Raw genomic sequence first — 17,708 nt, forward strand, 5'->3', positions numbered from 1 at the left:
CAAAAGCCTAGAACGGTACGAATTGCGGCAGGCGGTTCAGGCTGGGTTCCATGAACCGTTGCAGCCTTGCATCCGCGTCCGCCTCGGTTTCGCCAGGCAGGATCGGGGTCACAAAACGCACCAGCGCGCCATCGGTGCGCCCCATGGTAAAGCCGTCCTGAACCACACTCATCTTGGCGCGGAAATCGTTGACCATGCGTTTGCCGCGCTGTTCGAACCAGTAATAGACCAGCTGCTTTGAGAGCTCTTTCTGGATCACCGCGCGGTTGACGGTGAAGCTGCCATAAGGCGTGTCGCCCGGGTTGATCTCATAAGGCTCAAGGCTGAAGATTTCCCAGCCGCCCACCGGCAGGCAGACCTCGGGCGAATGGATGCCGTCACCATCGGTCTGCTTGTTGTAGAAGGCCACGAACATGTTCACGAAATCACCCGATCCGCTGTCGATATAGGTGGCATGAAGATAGTCGCTGGCACCCAGCGTCCGTTCGACATTGGGATCAAGGCTGGTGGTCGAGCCGGACCACTCGCCCAGCTGGCGCGGATAAAGAACAAAGGGATCCCGCTCGATCGGTTTTACTTCCGAGGCGGGCCGCAGGGTCCATGCGGTCGAAACCGCAAGCGTCAGAAGGGCGGCGATGGCCAGTGCCACCGAGGCGCGGATGCCCAAAACCCGCAATGCGACGGTGCCCAGCCCCTGGGTGTCCAGATCAATTGTCTCGGCAAAGGGCTGCGGGTTCGGGGCCAGACGCTGCAGCCCGATGGCCATCAGGAACAGAATGGCCACGCACAGCAGGAAGATGATCCAGCCTTCGAAGAAATGCATGAACCCTTCGGCCTGCTCGATGCCATGCTGATTGACCAGAACACCAATCACGCCGATGCGGACCGAGTTCATCAGCACGGTCAGTGGCGCGGCTGACACCAGCAGAACCACCTTGTGCCAGATCGGGCCACGATAAAGCAGCGCAAAGAGGTACGAGAAGCTGAGGATCGGGAACAGGTAGCGCAGTCCGGAACAGGCCTCGGCCACCTGCAGCTTGTAGACCCCCAGATCGATGATATTGCCTTCGATAAAGACCGAAACGCCCGCCAGCTGCACGAACCAGACGCCAAGCTCGGACGAGATCCATTGCAGGAAGATCGTGAGCTTCCAATAGACGAACTGCGGCAGGGGCAGCATGAATACCAGATGCAGCACAGGCAGCTGATGATATTTGCCCCGCTGCCAGCCGAACACGGTCAGCATGACGCCACCGGTCCAGATGATCATGGTATAGGTGACGATATCGGGGATGCGGGCCAGATTGCCCAGAACGGCGATGATCAGTGCGGCCGCGATCACCAGCACACCGGGCCAGCGGTCATGAACAACCGGATTGGGTGGCGGCATGTCCCGCAATTCGCGCAGGAACAGATACAGCGAAATGATCGGGATCAGAGGGCCATGGCTGTATTCCGGGGTGCTCCACGCAGCCCCCAGCGAGACGATCCCGATCCAGAAGATGGGCATTGATCCAAGCAGCAACAGGGCAAACCAGAACAACCCGGCAGAGCTTATGGCCGGCAGTCTGCCCCGGGCCGCCTCAAGGAGATTGCCGCGGCTGTCTTTCGAATCGAAACGATGCATCACGGATTATCATGCATAATAAAACATGCCCCGAAATCATGACGGCCCGGGCTCCCGCGATTTTGATCCGGAGCCGAAACAATAAGTGATAGCCGGCGCCTTTGTTGACGGTGTGACCCCGGCCCGGAAAAATCAGGGTCTGAGGGTGAACCGCCGCCCAAGTGTCAGGAAGACCGAATTTGAGGTCGCCTTAAAGCCGTTCTGGTCGTCCATCTCGTATTGATAACCCAGATTGACCGCCCAGTCCCTTGAGATCGCGCGTGTATAGGAGGCATTGAACGTGCCGCGCTGTCTTGGATTGGCCGAACCCGTCCCTTCGTCTTCCTGATCGATGAAATTGACGCTGAAAGACAGGCCGGATACCGGGTTGATGAAATAGTCATAGGTCAGGAAAGCCAGGGTTTGCCGGGTTTCCACGCTTTGTGTGCTGGTGCCGACCCGGCGCTGAATCGTTGCGCCGATCCGTGAGCTGGCCAGCTGATAGCTGTAGTCGATCTGACCGATCGGCGTCACCTCGTCAAACGGCCCCCGGGTGAAGCCGGCATTGAAACCGAATACCCCGCTGGCGCGCCGGAACGTTCGGCCGGCGGTTGCGTTGATCCTCGAACCGTTCACGCCGAATGTCTGGTCAAACAGAATATCGGCGTTTCCGTCCGGCAGTATCTTGTTCCAGGCAAAGCTCCAGACGTAATCTTCGGTCACGTCATTTGTGCCGTTCGCGCGTTGCGTGTCGTCAACCTGGCTGTAGCCAATATTGGCACTGACACTGGTGATGGCGGAAATGTTGTAGGTTCCACCAACCGATACAACGGTTGTCTGCCGGTCGGTCCGGACGTTGTCGTCAGCTACGAAATCCCTGTAATCAAGGGTCAGGTTCCCCTGTAAAGTCGGAGAAAACCGAAACAGAACCGCTGCCGTGTAGTCGTCGGATTTGTTGTTGAACAGGTTCGGATCGATTGTGTTCGAATAGCTGCGTTCGCGGTGATTATAGGTGAACCGGAATCCCAGGGGATCGGTCAGACCGGTCTCCCAATCCAGGTTCCCGCGTGTGTTGACTTGATCGCCGATGGTACCGATGACGTCGGAGGCATCGATGACACCATCCAGGTTGGTATCGGTCAGCGAACGGTTGAAGGACAGATCCCTCTCGCGGTATTCGGCCTGCAGGCCAAGCCGGCTGTTGGCGCGGGTCCGCTGATAGACCAGCCGTGCAAGTGGATCCGAAAAACTGGATTCCGTTCCGATGATCGGTTCATTGGCGATCCGGTACAATCCCGACAGATCGAATCTCAGCGTTGAATCCGATGTCTGGTTCAGGACCCCCAGCGCCAATGTGTTTTCCCACCAGGTGGTGGACCCAAGCGACGGATCGGTCAGGCGCAGGTTGTCGTCATGCCTGAGCGAGGACAGGTAATCCAGCGTGACGGTCAGGCCGGTTCCGGTGCCGGTCTGCTGACCCGCTGCCGGCAGGCCAACCTGCCGCGCGGGGTTTCTCAGCGCCTGCTGCGAAATAAGCTGCTGGCTGGGCGATTGCTGTGCAAGTGTTGAAGCGACCGTCGACTGTTGCGTGGTCGTTTGCTGCGTCGAGGCCTGCGTCTGCTGTGTTGTCTGCTGTGTCGAGGCCTGTTGCCCGACCGCTGGTGTAAGTGAAATTATAAGAGCCGTCCCGCCCCCCAGCATGGTGGACAGCCTGAATTTCGATTTCCCCACCTGTATCAGCCCCTATTCGAACAAGCGGCGTGCTGGCACGACAACAACGTCTCCGGGTCTGAGCACTGTACTGCCTTGGATGCCACTGCCCGAGCCATTGTAGTTATAAGTATACTTGTTCATCACGCCTGTTTTACTGTCAGCCCGGCGCAATTCGATGCGTTTGCGGGCCGCGAAATTGGTCAGGCCGCCGGCCTGCGCCAAAACCTGAAGAATGGTTGTGCCTTCGGTCGCCAGATGTTTGCCGGGTATGTTGACTTCACCCATGATGAAAACATCAATGGTCGGTCCGGTTGCGGCCAGCCCGCCCAGAAGCGGAGGGGGCGCCAGCGAAGCGACCGAAACGAAGACGGTCGGCGGTGTATTGAAATTTGAGGACAACGCCGATGCGAGAGATGAGCTGAGCCCGCTGGTCGAACGACCGGCTGCCCGAAGCGAGCCGGCAAGCGGGAAATTGATGGAACCATCCGGCAGCACCAGAACGGTTCGGTTCAGCGTGGGATCTTCGAGAACTTCAACCTGCAGCGCATCGCCGGCTTTGATCTGATACGAGCCCTGCGCCCACGCCCCGGTCGCCACAATCATGGCGGCGATGAAAGCGATCAATGGTCCTATTACTGTCCGCATATTCAAATCTCTCGTTTTTTTCTTTTATGCCTGTTCGTGGGGCCTGAAACAATCCTTTACGAGTCCGACGGTTATGAGATGCGGCAGAAATGCAGCGAAGCCTGCCATGGGGCACTATTGCCCCGGATTGTCGGTAACGCTGATCTGCTCAATCTCAGTCTCAAGCGAGGGTGAAACGTCCAGTGGAATCCCCGTTTCCAGAGCGGCCCGATACGCCCGCAAGGCGTCTTCTTTCCGGTCAACGGCAACATATGCCTTGCCCAGGTGGTAAAGCACCAGGGGATGGTCGGGAAACGCGCGTGCTGCAGGTTCAAGATAGGTCAGCGCTTCGTCGTAGTTCCCCAGCCGATAGGACAGCCAGCCGTAGGTTTCCTGGAACACGGGATTGCGGGTGCCGCGAAGGCGCCGCGCCAGCATATGGGCTCGTTGCAGGCTTTCCTGATCGCTGCGATGGGTTGTCAGCAGGCTTGCCAGATTGTTGGCGACGACCAGAGACTGGTTGCTGAGCGGATATAGGGTTTCATAAACCGAAATGGCCTGGTCCAGATCGCCGGCGCGTTCATGAACGGCTGCCTGCAGCATCAGCAGATCGGGATTTTCGGGCTGCGCAGCCAGCGCCTGGGTCAGAACGCTCTGGGCCGCGTCCGGGGTGCCGTGTTCGGCTTCCAGCGCATGCAGCGAAATCCATGCCCGGGTAATGTCGGGGCGTTCCCCGAGAACGGCACGGTAAATCTGTGCGGCCTCGTCATATTCTCCGTTGCTGGTCAGGGCATGGGCCTTGATCATCCGGACCGGTAACGAATCAGGATCGTCTTCGAGCAACTGATCAAGCCGGGCGAATGCTTCTGCGATTTCGCCCTGCACCAGCATCAGGCGGATCAGGGCGATATCGGCGGGCAGGCCGAATTCGGGATCCTCGGCCAGCTCGTTCAGAAACACTGTCAGGTCATCGGTCTGCTGCCGGGCAGCCAGCCTCTGTGCCTTCAGCTCATTTGCCAGACGCCGCGCTTCTGGGGTATCAAGCTCGCTGATGGACTGCTGTACCGTTTCCAGACGGTCCCAGTCCTGTGTTCCAAGGTAAATCTCACCCAGCAGGAACAGCAGTTCCGGCTGGTTCGTATCCTGACGTAGGGAATCGACCAGAACGCGTTCGGCGATTTCCAGATCGCCATCCGCGATCAGAAACTGCGCATAGCGAAGCGTCTCTTCCGGTGCATTCCGGGACACCTCGGCCGCCAGGGCCAGCATTTCGCCCATCAGTTCCCGGTTGCCGTTGCGCTCATGAGCCTGCGCCAGAAGCGTCATCAGCTGAGGGTCGCGGGGGGCCTGACCAAGGGCTTCGCGCAACAGCACGATGGCATCGCCGATATTGTCCTCATCAATCAGCCAGGACGCCTTGAACTTGATCGCATCCACCTGGGTGGCGTCCTCGGAAAGGACCTTTTCGATCAGGGCCCGGGCTTCCTCGGATTGGCCGGCCTGGAACAGAATCCGGGCAAACTCTATCTCGTTCTCACGAGTCTGTTCGGTCCGTTCCGCGCCCTTGAGCAGATCCCGCATGTCGGCAATGGCGGCCTCTTCATCGCCCGAGCGGAATTTCAGTGACGCACGCACGGTCTTGAACCGCGAGGCATTGGGTCCGTCCTGCGCGATGATCCCGTCCAGTTCGGCAATTGCGGCCGCGGTGTCGCGGTGCTGGTCCAGAAAGGCGACCAGCCTCTGGGCCGGCATGTGATCTTCGGCCTGTGGTTCCACTTCGGCGCGCAGCATCCGTTCTGCGGCGTCCAGGTTGTTCTGATCGATGTAATGCTGAATCAGCACCTGCTCGATTCCCTGATCGTCAGGGAAGACCTGCGCCATCTGCTTGAGCAATGCCTCGATTTCAGCGGGCTGATCCAGTTCCTGAAACGCCCGCAGCCGGGTTGAATAGAGATTTGGATGTTCGGGCGCAAATTCCATGGCCGCGGCTGTCTGTTCCAGCACCCCGGTCCAGTCACGCTGACGGATCAGGTGGTCGATCAGGGCCTGCCGGGCAGTCAGAAGCTCGGGGTGGGTGGCCAGCATTTCCTGGGCCGCAATCACGGCAAGCTCAAGGCCGGCAGCGTCGCCATTTCTGACCGCATCCGTATAGGCCAGCGTATTGTTGATGGACCTGATCTCGATATCGTCCGGGGCCAGTGCGGCGGCCGCGGCGCCGTGACGCCGCACACCATCCCAGTTACCCGTCTCAAGCGCAATTTCGGCTAGGCTGCGCTGCCCTTCGAGGTTGTCCGGATATTGCTCTACCAGCCGCAGATACTGACCATAGGCAAGAGACAGATTGCCCTGCTCGCGCTCCAGCCGCGCAAAGGTCAGGCGGGCCTCCTTGTGCTGACCGTTGAGCTTGAAGACATTCTTGAATTCAACGCGCGCGCGGTCGATATCCCCTTTTTCAAGATGCTCCAGCCCGGCCTGGAAATGCGCCTCGGCGCGTTCCTCGGCTGTGTCGCAGGCGCTCAGGAACAGCGAAAGGCTCAGAAAGGCAATCACCAGACGATTGCCGATCAGAAAGCGGGATTTACTCAATACGGTCATGACACGGGCTTCCGGCGGCGAAAGATACAGGGTTCTGATCAACTACATTCGGGGGCAGCCCCCGGTGTCAACAGCCTGTGCCGCGCAGAACGACCGAAACCGTTCGCATCAGGATCGAAAGATCGGAGGAAAAAGACATGTTTTTCCAGTATTCGGCGTCGTGATGGGCCCGCTCGGCGAACGAAGAATTGTTGCGCTTGGAAACCTGCCACTGTCCCGTGATGCCGGGCAGCATCGAATAATACTGTTTGCCGGGATACAGTTCCTGCTGGTTCACCATCATCGGGCGGGGACCGACCATGGACATCTCGCCGATAAGCACGTTCCAGAACTGCGGCAGTTCATCCATCGAGGATTTCCGCAGGAAAGTGCCGAATTTGATGATGCGCGGGTCATTGCGCAGTTTCTGGTTCCGGTTCCACTCCTCGCGCGCCGCGGGATCGTTGGCGAGGTGCTTTTTCAGCACCGCCTCGGCATCGTGGACCATCGTGCGCAGTTTGAGCAGCCTGAACACCTTGCCGTTCCGGCCAACCCGTTCCTGCCAGTAAAACGGTGCAACCCCCTGGCAGGCCAGGAAGATCGCGAGAAAAAGAATCAGCGGCACGGCAAAGGGCGCGGTCAGCAGCACGAACGCGATGTCAAAAATGCGCTTGCCCGTGCTTCTGTAGAACCCCGGACTATTTGTCGGGGCCGACATAACTGCAATATTGTGGTAGCCCGCGCCAGCGTTGGCCACCTCTTTCGAATGACTTGTCACTATTTAAACCCCCAGCACACACGAATACCCAAGAACCACCTACACAACTCAGGAACTAACTACGCTCGACCTCAACTTATATACAAAAAACTTTATATTTTTATGTCGGTTGCGGTTCCGCCTTCACAAACTGCATCAGGCAGACACCCGCAACCAAGTGTTAACAAATTCCAGTCAGCTTGCAAAACATTAATCTCGCGCATCAGCTCCCTTGCCGTGCGATCATAAGTGGCTGAAAGGGGCATCCGGCGCCAGAATTTTTCTGCAATCCGGCGCAGAGAATTGAAGATTTGTTCGCGAACGCAGAACAATGTGAAGGTTTGAAGGGTTTTGGTCCGAAAACGGGCCGATCAGAGGTCGTGGAACGGTTCTGATCATCGGTTTGCGTGGGGCTGCCGCGCCGTTTGTTTTGAGCAGGTTTTCAAGGGTTTCAGGGAAACAATCGCCCTATATGTGACGAATTGGATCAGTAGGTGGGTTAATTTACGGCAAGTAGGTATTAGTGGTGCCCCCTGTCTTGATTTTGTGGCAGGGTAAGAGCCAAGTATTATTTGTTCATGTGATTATGTGTGTTGCGTAAAGGTTTGCCGGTGGTTCAGAGTGCGTATTGGAATGTTCTCCAGGGGGGCCGTATTAGTTTTGACAAGGCAGAAGGCAACCGTGGTGCAATGGCGTCCAGCGATGGATTTTATCTAGATTTCTTTGGGCTTGACCGGCGGCCGTTCACGTTGCTTCCGGACCCGGGATTCATGTATTGGTCGCCCCTGCACAAACGGGGCTACTCGATCCTGCAGTTCGGCGTCATGAGCTGTGCGCCCATTACCGTGCTGACCGGAGAGATCGGTGCCGGCAAAACGACGCTGGTCCAGCATCTGCTCAGCGAAATGGAGCAATCCATCACGGTCGGGCTGATCTCGAATGCGCAGGGCGGCCGGGGAGAGTTGCTGCAATGGGTGCTGCACGCGCTGGGGCTGCCGATCGAGGAAAACGCGACCTATGTACAGATGTTCCGCGAGATACAGGACTTCCTGGTCTCGGAATATGCCGAAGGGCGGCGCGTGGTTCTGATCTTCGACGAGGCGCAGAACCTGACGGTCGAAGGGCTGGAAGAGATACGCATGCTGACCAATATCAATGCAAACACGGATGAGCTGATCCAGCTTGTGCTGGTCGGGCAGCCCGAGTTGCGCGATATGGTTCTGGACCCCAAGATGCGACAGCTGACACAGCGGGTGGCGGCCAGTTTTCATCTGGAGCGCATGGATCAAGCCTCGGTCGAGCGCTATATCAGGCACAGGATGAAGATTGCCGGCGGGTCAGGCGAGGAATTCACGGAAGAAGCGTGCAGGATCGTTTTTGAACAGACCCGCGGCGTCCCGCGTCTTGTGAATCAGTTCTGTGATTTCGCCTTGCTTTATGCCTGGACCAATGAAACGGACAAGGTGAGCGAAGACGTGGTCAATCAGGTGATCCAGGACGGTGTTTTCTTTGGTGGCAATTCGCTTGAGAAGGAGCTGACAGTCTGAGATGGGCCCGGTTCGCTATTATTCATCTATTTTTCTGAGACGGTTTCAGTATTTCCTCGTTGTGGCGACGATCGTGTCTGCGGTTTCTGTCACAGTCGCGATGATCCTGCCGCCGACTTATGTCTCGCAGATGCGGCTGATCGTGGAATCGCCGCAGATTCCGGGAAGTCTGGCCGCCAGTACCGTCACCACACCGGCGTTCGAGCAGCTGCAGATCGTCGAACAGCGCCTGCTGACACGGCCGGTTCTTCTGGACATATCACGCAAGTTCCAGGTGTTGGCAGATCAGGAAGACGCCAGCCCGGACCAGATCGTCGATGAGCTGCGGGCAAAAACCGATGTCCGTATCGTGGCCGGTCGCAATCAGGCGAACCTGATGACCATCACATTCGAAGGCAGAACCGGGCAGATTGCAGCCGGGGTGCTGAACGAATATCTGACGGAAATCCAGAAACTTGACGTGACCTACCGCAAGGAACGGGCGTCGGATACGCTGGAATTCTTTGAACAGGAGGTCGAGCGCCTGAGTGACGAGCTCGACAAGCGCAGTGCGCGAATTCTCCAGTTTCAGCAGGAAAACTCGGGTGCTCTGCCCGCAAGCCTGCAATTCCGGATGGCACAGCAGGCATCATTACAGACGAATTTGCAGCAAACCGATCAGCAGGTTTTCTCGCTTCGGGATCAGCGTGAAAAACTGCTGGAAATCTACAGCACGACCGGTCAGATCACCCCCGTCGGGCAACAGCCGCAGACACAGGCGCAGCAGCAGCTCAGCCAGTTGCGCAACCAGCTGGACAACCAGTTGGGGATCTATTCCGAAAGCAGCCCGCAGATTAAGATATTGCGCGCCCGGATCAACCGCCTGGAAGAGGTTGTTGCAGCGGAACAGACCACCACGGCCGCATCGTCTGGCCAGCAGACGGGAAATACGACGCTCGACCTTCAGCTGGCTCAGCTTGATTCACAAATTGCCACGCTTGAAGACCAACGGGTTGTGACCGAAGAGAACCTTAAGAAGGTGACTCTGACAATCGATCAGACTCCGGCCAATGCGATCACGCTGGCAGAGCTGCAGCGCGACCACAGCAACATCCAGGCCCAGTATAATTCCGCGGTCAGCCGCCTGGCGTCGGCCTCGACCGGTGAGCGCATCGAAGTTACCTCGCAGGGGCAGCGTATTTCGGTGATCGAACATCCCGCCGTGCCAAGTTCGCCAACCAAACCCAACCGGCTGATGATTGCGGGAGGGGGGACAATGTTCGGCATTGCGCTGGGGCTGGGGCTGGTTGTCCTGCTCGAGCTGCTGAACAAGGCCGCGCGCCGGCCCGAGGATCTGATCAACAAGCTGGATGTCTGGCCGATCGCCACCATCCCTTATGTGCGCTCCAAGAGCGAAGTGATGATACAGCGGGCAACCTGGGTGAGCATCATCCTGGCGATCCTGGTGAGCGTGTCCGCAGGGGTCTGGGCCGTGCATACCTACTATCTGCCCCTGGATCTGATTACCGAAAGGGTGATCGAAAAGTTGGAGGTTTATTGGTGATTTCTGTCCTGACTAAATTGGGGGATGCGTGATGGAACGTCTTCAACAGGCGATTCAGAAAGCCCGTGAGGAACGTGAAAGCCGCCAGTATCAACCGCAGCTGCCGCACGAAGATCATGGTCCTGATCCGGATGAAAGCAGCGGAGACAATATCTGGCTGACCGTGCCCGAGATCAGAATTGATCCGCGTTCCGTAGTATCCCGGAAACGCCTGATGTCCTATCGCGGCGGTCCTGATGCCACGCCTTATGACATGCTGCGGACCAAGATGCTGCAGCAGATCCGGTCCAATGGCTGGCGCCGGGTTGCCATCACCTCGCCCTACAGCGGATGTGGTAAAAGCACGACGGCGGCCAATCTGGCCTTCAGCCTGGGGCGGCAGGACGATCTGCGGACGATCGTGATCGATTTCGACATGCGGCGGCGGGGGCTGGCCGAGATCCTGGCCCAGACCGGCAATCATAGCATGGCGGACGTCATTCAGGGGAAGGTGTCCTTTCACGATCATGCTCTGCGCCACGGGGAAAACGTGATTTTCGGCCTGAACTACACGCCGACAAACAACCCGGCGGAAATCCTGCAAAGCAAGCGAATGATCGAAACGTTGGAGCAGATCGAGGCGGAATACCAGCCTGATATCATGTTGTTCGATACGCCGCCGCTGATGGCAAGCGATGACAGCCACGGGTTCCTGAGAAATGTCGATTGCGCCCTGCTTTTGGCGGCTGCCGAAGAGACCAGCATCGACCACATCGATGTTGCCGAGCAGCAACTGGCAGAGCTGACGAAAGTCATGGGGATCGTGTTGAACAAATGCCGGTATATCAGCGGGGCATTCGGCAATGAGTACGGCAGCTACTGACGCGGTCATTATCCCCCATTACAACGATCTGCCCAGGCTGGAGAGATGCCTTCAGGCCCTCAGAGAGAATGATCTGACGGGGACGGAAATTATTGTCGTCGACAATGCGTCCCCCGTTTCACTGAATGACATGCAGCAAGCCTTTCCCGAAGTGCGCTTTGTGGTGGAGCCGCAAAAAGGCGCGGCCCACGCCCGAAATCGCGGTGTGGCCGAGACCACCGCGTCACGGCTGTTTTTTATCGATGCCGACTGTGTTCCCGCGCCGGACTGGCTGGCGGTGGGGCGTCAGATAGCCGACCGGGCCGATCTGATTGGCGGCCGGGTCGATGTCTTTGATGAAACCCCGCCGCCGCGCAATGGCGCCGAGGCCTTCGAGGCGGTGTTTGCCTTCAACTTTCGCCGGTATATCGAGGTTCAGGGATTTTCCGGCGCCGGCAACCTGCTGACCCGGCGCGACGTGTTCGACGCAATCGGTGGGTTCATCAATGGCGTATCGGAAGACCGGGAATGGACCATGCGGGCGGTCGCCCGCGGCTACAGCCTGATTTACGAAGACAGGTTTCAGGTCAGTCACCCGTCCCGGCAGAACTGGCCTGCGCTCAGGGCGAAATGGCGCCGGACAACGCAAGAGGCTTATCAGCTGAACGGGACGGGGGTTGGTGCGCGTCTGCGATGGGCACTTCGCGGACTGGCCATGCCCGCCAGCGCGGTCGCGCATACGCCGAAAGTCCTGTCCAGCGACAAGCTGGCGTCATCTGGTGAGGTTTTGCGGGCAATATCCACGTTGTTCCGCCTCAGATGCCAGCGCATGCTCTGGATGCTGCGTCAGGCCGCAGGCGGCAACATCTGAACAGACCAAAGAGAAAAGGGACCGCGCTGCGGCCCCTTCCCATAAGGTCAAGTCGTTTACCTTATTCAGGCTGTCTTGCGACGGCGTGTCAGCGCCAGACCACCAAGTGCGGTCAGCAGCAGCAGACCACCGGCCGGCAGCGGAACAGCAGACACATCGAAGTCAAACGTGATCGGACCACCGGTTGCCGATTGCGAATTGGCCCAGCTGAACACCAGGTTCTGGCTCAGAGAGCTCGGGCTCACGCTGCTGAAGAGTGTGCGAAGCGTTGTCTGCACACCACCCAGGATCGATGTTGTCGCCAGAACATTGGCAGGGTTTGCCGCGTCGACCCAGCTCATCGTCAGGCCGGTAAACGTACCCAGAACGTTGATCGTCACCGAGGCGTTCGCGGTCCCTTTCAGCGGATCGACCGGCGATGTGAAGTTCACCGAGTACATGCCGGGGCCGCCATTGGTGCCGACAGTTCCGATAAAGAGTTGATCGGACGTAATGTCGTAGCTGTTACCAGCTGACACCACTGTCAGCGCGCTGGCTGATCCGGCCATCATTACAGCTGCGATCAGTCCCGCAGCCATCATTTTCAAAGATTTAAGCATAAATTCCCACCCTCGACCTTTGTACACACAATTACACGCATCTTTGGCGTGGCACCTAACTTCAAAATTTTTACCGTAACTTTCGTGGATTGCGAAGGCTTTTCTGAAAAAATGTGTCTTTTTTAGGGCATTAGGGCGCATCGTGTAACATAATGCGACTATTTGATTAGGTTTGTTTCTCTTGTGTGAACGAATATGCGGCGAATCTGGCATTTGCGAGGCGCCGAGTCGGATCGCGCCCGCCGGGTTTTGCAGATGTTCGCGGCACTTTTTTCCGAACCAGAGGATCGTATCCTTTTGGAAAAGTTGGGAAACAATCGCCGCCAGAGCGGTCAATTGTCCACGGAAAAATTCCCTCAGATCGCCTTCGATCACGCCTGACATGGAAAATTCACCCAAGCGTGCGGCCCGCCATATTTCTCCTTCGACGCACGGGAAGTTTCGTGTAGCGTTGAACTGTTATTGTACCAAGTTCAGGCACGCATTCTCGATCGGGATTTCAGTTCGGCCGTTTGTTTAAACAGTGCCTGCCTATTAGCAAGGAGATGATGCGGATGGGTGGTGAGCCAGAGATGGTGAAAGTGACCGGGGACGCTGATGAACGCGCCTGATTTTGATCCCAACGACATGCATCTCGACGCCAAACGGATCCTGGTGACAGGCGGGGCCGGGTTTCTGGGCTCGCACCTTTGCGCCACCCTGCTGGAGCGCGGGTACGAGGTTTTATGTGTCGACAACTTCTTTACCGGGCGGCGCGGAAACCTGCGCCATCTTCTGAGCAATCCCCGGTTCGAGGTCATGCGCCACGATGTGACCTTCCCGCTCTATGTCGAGGTGGACGAGATCTATAATCTGGCCTGTCCCGCCTCGCCGTTTCATTACCAGCACGATCCGGTGCAGACGACCAAGACGGCCGTGCATGGCGCGATCAACATGCTGGGGCTGGCCAAGCGGGTGGGTGCGCGCATCCTGCAGGCCTCGACCTCGGAAGTGTATGGCGATCCGCAAGTCCATCCGCAGACCGAGGATTATGTGGGTCACGTCAATCCGATCGGGCCGCGTTCATGCTATGACGAGGGCAAGCGCTGCGCCGAAACGCTGTTCTTTGACTACAACCGGCAGCACGGCCTGCCGATCAAGGTGGCGCGGATCTTCAACACATACGGGCCGAACATGCACCCCGATGACGGGCGCGTGGTGTCCAATTTCATCATGCAGGCCCTGGCGGGTGAACCGATCACCATCTACGGCGACGGCAGCCAGACCCGGTCCTTCTGTTTCGTCTCGGATCTGATCGACGGGCTGGTAAAGCTGATGGAATCGCCCAAGGACGTGACCGGGCCGATCAACCTAGGCAACCCGGTCGAACTGAGCATCCTCGAACTCGCCGAATCCGTGATCCGCCTGACCGGCTCGAAATCGGAACTGGTGTTTCGTCCGCTGCCGCAGGACGATCCGATCCAGCGCCAGCCCGACATCACCCGGGCCCGCGAACAGTTGGGCTGGGCGCCCCGGGTGCCGCTGGAAGAGGGGCTGAAGGCGACGATCACCTATTTCGAGCGGACCGCCATGGCGGTGAAGAACGTATAGGGCGGCAATGACGGCACAGGACGCCTCAGAAAGATCGTCCCGACGGTTTTGGGCCTTTGTCCTGCTGGCCGTGACGGTGATCGGCTGCCTGTCGGTTCTGGCGATCAACCGGGGGCCGCTCTACTACTTCGACACCGGCAGCTATTTTCGGCAGGGCGATGCGGCGCTGTCCTTGATTTTGCCCGAGCCGAAACAGGATGGCGAGGAGGCCGGAACTGGCAATGCCGGCACCAAAGGGTCCGGCAAAAAAGACCAGACGACCGGCGGGTCCCGTTCGATGGTCTATGCGCTGCTGGTTGCCGCATTCTGGCGTGCCGATGCATTGGGCGGGGTTGCGATCGTTCATCTGGCGATGCTGCTGCTTGCGGTCTGGCTGACGATGCGGGTGTTGCAGCGCAGCGCACAGACCGGGCGCAGCACGCTTCAACTGGTGAGCCTTCCACTGTTGGCCGCCGCGACGACCGCGCTGCCTTTCTATGTCGCCTATGTCATGCCGGATATTTTCACATCGGTGATGCTGATCCTGATTGCGGCGGTTGTTGTCGCGGGTCGTTACATGCATCCGCTGGAATGGCTGGGGGCGCTGGCGCTGGCCGGCTTTGCCATTGTGCTGCACCCTTCGCATCTGGGGATTGCCGTGCTGATGGTACCCTTTGCCGTACTGGCGGCCCTGCTGCGCCTTGGGCAGGGGCGGTGGCTTGCGGCAGCGTTTGTCGCGGGGCTGGTCGTTCTGGCCATTGCCGAGCGCAAGGCGTTCGAATTCGCGGCCGAGACCGTCACCAAAAAAGAGGTGCTTTACACCCCTCACATCACCGCGCGGCTGATTGTGGATGGTCCCGGGCTGGCCTATCTCAACGATGTGTGCCCCCGGGACGATCTGGCGACCTGCGCTCTGCACGAGGCGCTGTCCTGGTCCGATGACCCTTACCGCCTGACCGCCACCCATATCATTTTCGAACGCTCCGAAAATCTCGGGTCCTTCCGGTTGATGCCGATCGAGGATCAGCAGGCCGTGGCCGCCGAACAGCGTGCCTTCTTCCTGAAGGTTCTGGCGGCGCGTCCCTTTGGCACGATCCTGGCCCTTGGCGGCAATGCGGCAGAGCAGCTGGGCATGAACAGCATCAAGATGACCATCCCGAACGAGGCTGTCATCCGAAATGCGAAATCGCTTTCGGGACTGCCCGAGGCGCAGCTTGCGGTTCTCGACAATATTGTTCTGACCCGCGATCAGCCCTGGCTGAGCCCGGTCAATTCCATCCACGCGACGATCTACCTGATCTCGGCGATTGTCGTAATCGGGTTGCTGCTGTGGCCCGGACGGGTTGCCCCGCCGCTGAAACTGTTTGCGCTGTTCATCCTGATCGGAATTGCCGTCAATGCGCTGGTTTGCGGCGGTGTTTCACAACCCGCGGACCGCTATGGTGCGCGCGTGATGTGGCTGCTGCCCTTTACGGCGGCCTTTCTTCTTCTTGTTCAGCGGTCAGGACCGCCGCGCGCCACTGCCGGAGACCCCACGTGACTTCAGACCAATCGCTTTCCATCAGCGTGATCATGCCCGCCTACAATGCGGAACATCTGCTGCCCCGTGTCCTGCCCCCCCTGATCGGGATGCTGAACACCGGTCAGGTGCAGGAGGTTCTGGTGGTGGATGACCAGTCCCCCGACGGCACCGCGGCGCTGGCCCGCGAAATGGGGGCGAGCGTTCTGACCACGCCGGTCAATGGCGGGCCGGGGGCGGCGCGCAATCTGGCCGCCGAACATGCCACGGGTGATATCCTGTGGTTTGTCGATTCCGATGTCATCGCCTGGCCCGACGGGGCCGAACATATCCGCCGCGCGATGTCCGAAGACAATGTCGGGGCGGTGTTTGGCTCGTATGACGATGCGCCGGACGGGCAGGCCTGGTTTTCGCGCTACAAGAACCTGCTGCACCGCTATCACCATCAGCGCGCACAGCGCGAGGCCCGCACCTTCTGGGCCGGCTGCGGCGCAATCCGCCGCGATGTGTTCAACGAGGTTGGCGGGTTTGATGTGAAAACCTACGAAGTCCCCTCGATCGAGGATATCGAACTGGGCTACCGGATCGCGGGAACCGGGCGGCGCATCCTTGTCGAGCCCCGGCTGCAGGGCAAGCACCTGAAGGTCTGGACCATGCGCAACAGCCTGAGCACCGATATCTTCTGCCGCGCCCTGCCCTGGTCGCGGCTGATGATTTCACGCGAGGGGCTGACCGATGATCTGAACACCTCGACGGCGGAACGCATCCGGGCCGCGCTGGCCGGGCTGTTGCTGCTGTCGGTTCTGGCGCTGCCCTTCTGGCCGGGGTCGTGGCCCCTGCCCGTGTTGCTGCTGGCCGCTGCTTTTGTCGCCAATTTCGATTTGGTGCGCACGATGTCGGGCCACGGAGGCCCGTGGTTTGCATTCAAATGCCTGCTTTATCATCAGGTCTATTACGTCTACTCGGCCACCGTCTATGTCTGGTGCCTGTTCGAATATCACGTGCTGGGACAAAAGCAGAAGCTGCGCGTCACGCGAAACTGACAGATCGCGTGACATTGCCGATCAATCGGGGCTGATTGGTCGTGCCGGGCTCAGAACTGCTTGGCGGGCAACTGTTCGAACGGCAGCTTCTCGATCTGATCGAAACGCGGGTTGCTTTCGTGCACGTAGAACGTGTCGTAAAGCGAATTGCGCACGAAATGATAGCCATTGGCAAACAGCAACTCATTCAGTTCGGGCGTCGGGCGTTCGATTGTCATCGCCAGGAAACGGTATTTGTCGAACGGGAAGTTGCGCATGATCCGCGTCTCGGACCCTTCGACATCCAGGCTGAAATAGTCGATGTCCTTGGGGGCGTTGTAACGATCGAACACCTCGTCCAGCGGCACGGCCTCGACCGTGACGACCTTGCCCTTTTCCCGGAACCGGGCCAGCTTTGCGGCGCGGCGCTCGGTCATGTTGTCGGCCTCATCCACCAGCAGGCTGCTGCGCTGGCCGTCGATCATGAATTCCAGCTGACCCGGTTCGGGGTCGACCGCCAGCGGGACCGGGGTGGCCGAACGGTGGTGCCAGTTGATGATCTTGTTGTAATTGACCGGATTGGGCTCGATCAGCAGCCCGGTCCAGCCATAGTGTTTTTCCAGAGCGAAAGTGTTTGAATCGGAAAACCCGTCAGCGGCGCCAAGCTCGACAAAGAACCCGTTGCGCTTGCCGTTGAAGACCTCGTTGATCACCCACATGTCCTGTCCCCGGTCCGAGACGCGCTTGGGCAGATAGCCAAGATTGTTCATGGCGAACCGGCGGCTGAAATTCCGGGTGCTGACCACGCCGATATACGCGAAATAGGCTGGTTTCTGGAGGAGCGGATAGGTTTCAACCAGCTTGGTAAGATTCTGCTTCATAAAGTTCTCCACTTAACCGCCCGCTCTTGGCTTTTCGGGCAA

14 protein-coding genes are annotated in these 17,708 nt (G+C 58.7%); 7 read left to right on the forward strand and 7 right to left on the reverse strand.

The features are described from left to right. Positions 1–7: 7 nt before the first annotated feature. The 5 genes from xrtD to ACR1XU_RS20915 form a co-directional block, all read right to left on the reverse strand. On the reverse strand, positions 8–1,627 hold the full coding sequence (xrtD, locus tag ACR1XU_RS20895) for a VPLPA-CTERM-specific exosortase XrtD (protein ID WP_480915667.1): 1,620 nt from the start codon (positions 1,625–1,627) through the stop codon (positions 8–10). Between the two features lie 132 nt (positions 1,628–1,759). Then, positions 1,760–3,337 (reverse strand): hypothetical protein, encoded by a 1,578-nt coding sequence (locus ACR1XU_RS20900; RefSeq protein ID WP_480814003.1) that lies wholly within the window; start codon positions 3,335–3,337, stop codon positions 1,760–1,762. Between the two features lie 12 nt (positions 3,338–3,349). Beyond that, entirely contained in the window at positions 3,350–3,964 is a 615-nt protein-coding gene (locus ACR1XU_RS20905) for a polysaccharide biosynthesis/export family protein (RefSeq protein WP_170682281.1), read from the reverse strand. 114 nt (positions 3,965–4,078) lie between these two features. Beyond that, complete coding sequence (locus ACR1XU_RS20910) at positions 4,079–6,538, reverse strand: tetratricopeptide repeat protein (protein WP_480915668.1); 2,460 nt, start codon at positions 6,536–6,538, stop codon at positions 4,079–4,081. A 67-nt stretch (positions 6,539–6,605) separates the two neighbouring features. After that, a complete protein-coding gene (locus ACR1XU_RS20915; RefSeq protein ID WP_480442079.1) occupies positions 6,606–7,295 on the reverse strand; it encodes a sugar transferase in 690 nt (229 codons plus the stop codon). Positions 7,296–8,044: 749 nt separating this feature from the next. Between ACR1XU_RS20915 and ACR1XU_RS20920 the strand changes: the two genes are divergently transcribed. The 4 genes from ACR1XU_RS20920 (at position 8,045) to ACR1XU_RS20935 (ending at position 12,076) form a co-directional block, all read left to right on the forward strand. Then, a complete protein-coding gene (locus ACR1XU_RS20920) occupies positions 8,045–8,821 on the forward strand; it encodes an ExeA family protein (RefSeq protein ID WP_480442077.1) in 777 nt (258 codons plus the stop codon). Positions 8,822–8,894: 73 nt separating this feature from the next. Continuing rightward, positions 8,895–10,364 carry a GumC domain-containing protein gene (locus ACR1XU_RS20925; RefSeq protein WP_170617032.1) on the forward strand — a complete coding sequence of 490 codons (1,470 nt, stop codon included), beginning with the start codon at positions 8,895–8,897 and terminating at the stop codon, positions 10,362–10,364. A 31-nt stretch (positions 10,365–10,395) separates the two neighbouring features. Continuing rightward, the gene (locus ACR1XU_RS20930; protein ID WP_480915669.1) at positions 10,396–11,226 is read left to right on the forward strand and encodes a CpsD/CapB family tyrosine-protein kinase; all 831 of its coding nucleotides are present in this window, start codon (positions 10,396–10,398) and stop codon (positions 11,224–11,226) included. Continuing rightward, positions 11,207–12,076, forward strand: coding sequence for a glycosyltransferase family A protein (locus tag ACR1XU_RS20935; protein WP_170682284.1), 870 nt, complete (start codon positions 11,207–11,209; stop codon positions 12,074–12,076). The genes ACR1XU_RS20930 and ACR1XU_RS20935 overlap by 20 nt, the downstream gene beginning before the upstream one ends. Positions 12,077–12,141: 65 nt before the next feature. On the opposite strand, the gene ACR1XU_RS20940 is transcribed toward ACR1XU_RS20935, so the two are convergent. Beyond that, positions 12,142–13,059 carry a VPLPA-CTERM sorting domain-containing protein gene (locus tag ACR1XU_RS20940; RefSeq protein WP_480814000.1) on the reverse strand — a complete coding sequence of 306 codons (918 nt, stop codon included), beginning with the start codon at positions 13,057–13,059 and terminating at the stop codon, positions 12,142–12,144. A gap of 243 nt (positions 13,060–13,302) precedes the next feature. Here ACR1XU_RS20940 and ACR1XU_RS20945 point away from each other — a divergent pair, with 243 nt between their 5' ends. The 3 genes from ACR1XU_RS20945 to ACR1XU_RS20955 are packed head-to-tail and all read left to right on the forward strand — an operon-like array spanning position 13,303 to position 16,806. Further along, complete coding sequence (locus ACR1XU_RS20945; protein WP_170682311.1) at positions 13,303–14,265, forward strand: UDP-glucuronic acid decarboxylase family protein; 963 nt, start codon at positions 13,303–13,305, stop codon at positions 14,263–14,265. 7 nt (positions 14,266–14,272) lie between these two features. Continuing rightward, positions 14,273–15,784 carry a hypothetical protein gene (locus ACR1XU_RS20950; protein ID WP_170808194.1) on the forward strand — a complete coding sequence of 504 codons (1,512 nt, stop codon included), beginning with the start codon at positions 14,273–14,275 and terminating at the stop codon, positions 15,782–15,784. Continuing rightward, positions 15,781–16,806, forward strand: a complete 1,026-nt coding sequence (locus ACR1XU_RS20955; protein ID WP_480915670.1) for a glycosyltransferase family 2 protein — start codon at positions 15,781–15,783, stop codon at positions 16,804–16,806. Before ACR1XU_RS20950 ends, ACR1XU_RS20955 begins: the two co-directional genes overlap by 4 nt. Positions 16,807–16,856: 50 nt before the next feature. Here the strand turns inward: ACR1XU_RS20955 and ACR1XU_RS20960 are convergent, their stop codons facing one another. After that, the gene (locus ACR1XU_RS20960) at positions 16,857–17,666 is read right to left on the reverse strand and encodes an FkbM family methyltransferase (RefSeq protein ID WP_170682287.1); all 810 of its coding nucleotides are present in this window, start codon (positions 17,664–17,666) and stop codon (positions 16,857–16,859) included. Positions 17,667–17,708 lie beyond the last annotated feature (42 nt).

The sequence above is a fragment of the Ruegeria sp. D1(2025) genome (genome assembly GCF_056536425.1).

Excerpts from the sequence above, each read along its gene's own strand:
- xrtD (WP_480915667.1), bottom strand. The coding sequence starts at position 1,627 with ATGCATCGTTTCGATTCGAAAGACAGCCGCGGCAATCTCCTTGAGGCG.
- ACR1XU_RS20930 (WP_480915669.1), top strand. The coding sequence starts at position 10,396 with ATGGAACGTCTTCAACAGGCGATTCAGAAAGCCCGTGAGGAACGTGAA.
- ACR1XU_RS20945 (WP_170682311.1), top strand. The coding sequence starts at position 13,303 with ATGCATCTCGACGCCAAACGGATCCTGGTGACAGGCGGGGCCGGGTTT.
- ACR1XU_RS20950 (WP_170808194.1), top strand. The coding sequence starts at position 14,273 with ATGACGGCACAGGACGCCTCAGAAAGATCGTCCCGACGGTTTTGGGCC.
- ACR1XU_RS20920 (WP_480442077.1), top strand. The coding sequence starts at position 8,045 with ATGTATTGGTCGCCCCTGCACAAACGGGGCTACTCGATCCTGCAGTTC.
- ACR1XU_RS20910 (WP_480915668.1), bottom strand. The coding sequence starts at position 6,538 with ATGACCGTATTGAGTAAATCCCGCTTTCTGATCGGCAATCGTCTGGTG.
- ACR1XU_RS20935 (WP_170682284.1), top strand. The coding sequence starts at position 11,207 with ATGAGTACGGCAGCTACTGACGCGGTCATTATCCCCCATTACAACGAT.
- ACR1XU_RS20905 (WP_170682281.1), bottom strand. The coding sequence starts at position 3,964 with ATGCGGACAGTAATAGGACCATTGATCGCTTTCATCGCCGCCATGATT.
- ACR1XU_RS20940 (WP_480814000.1), bottom strand. The coding sequence starts at position 13,059 with ATGTCAGGCGTGATCGAAGGCGATCTGAGGGAATTTTTCCGTGGACAA.
- ACR1XU_RS20960 (WP_170682287.1), bottom strand. The coding sequence starts at position 17,666 with ATGAAGCAGAATCTTACCAAGCTGGTTGAAACCTATCCGCTCCTCCAG.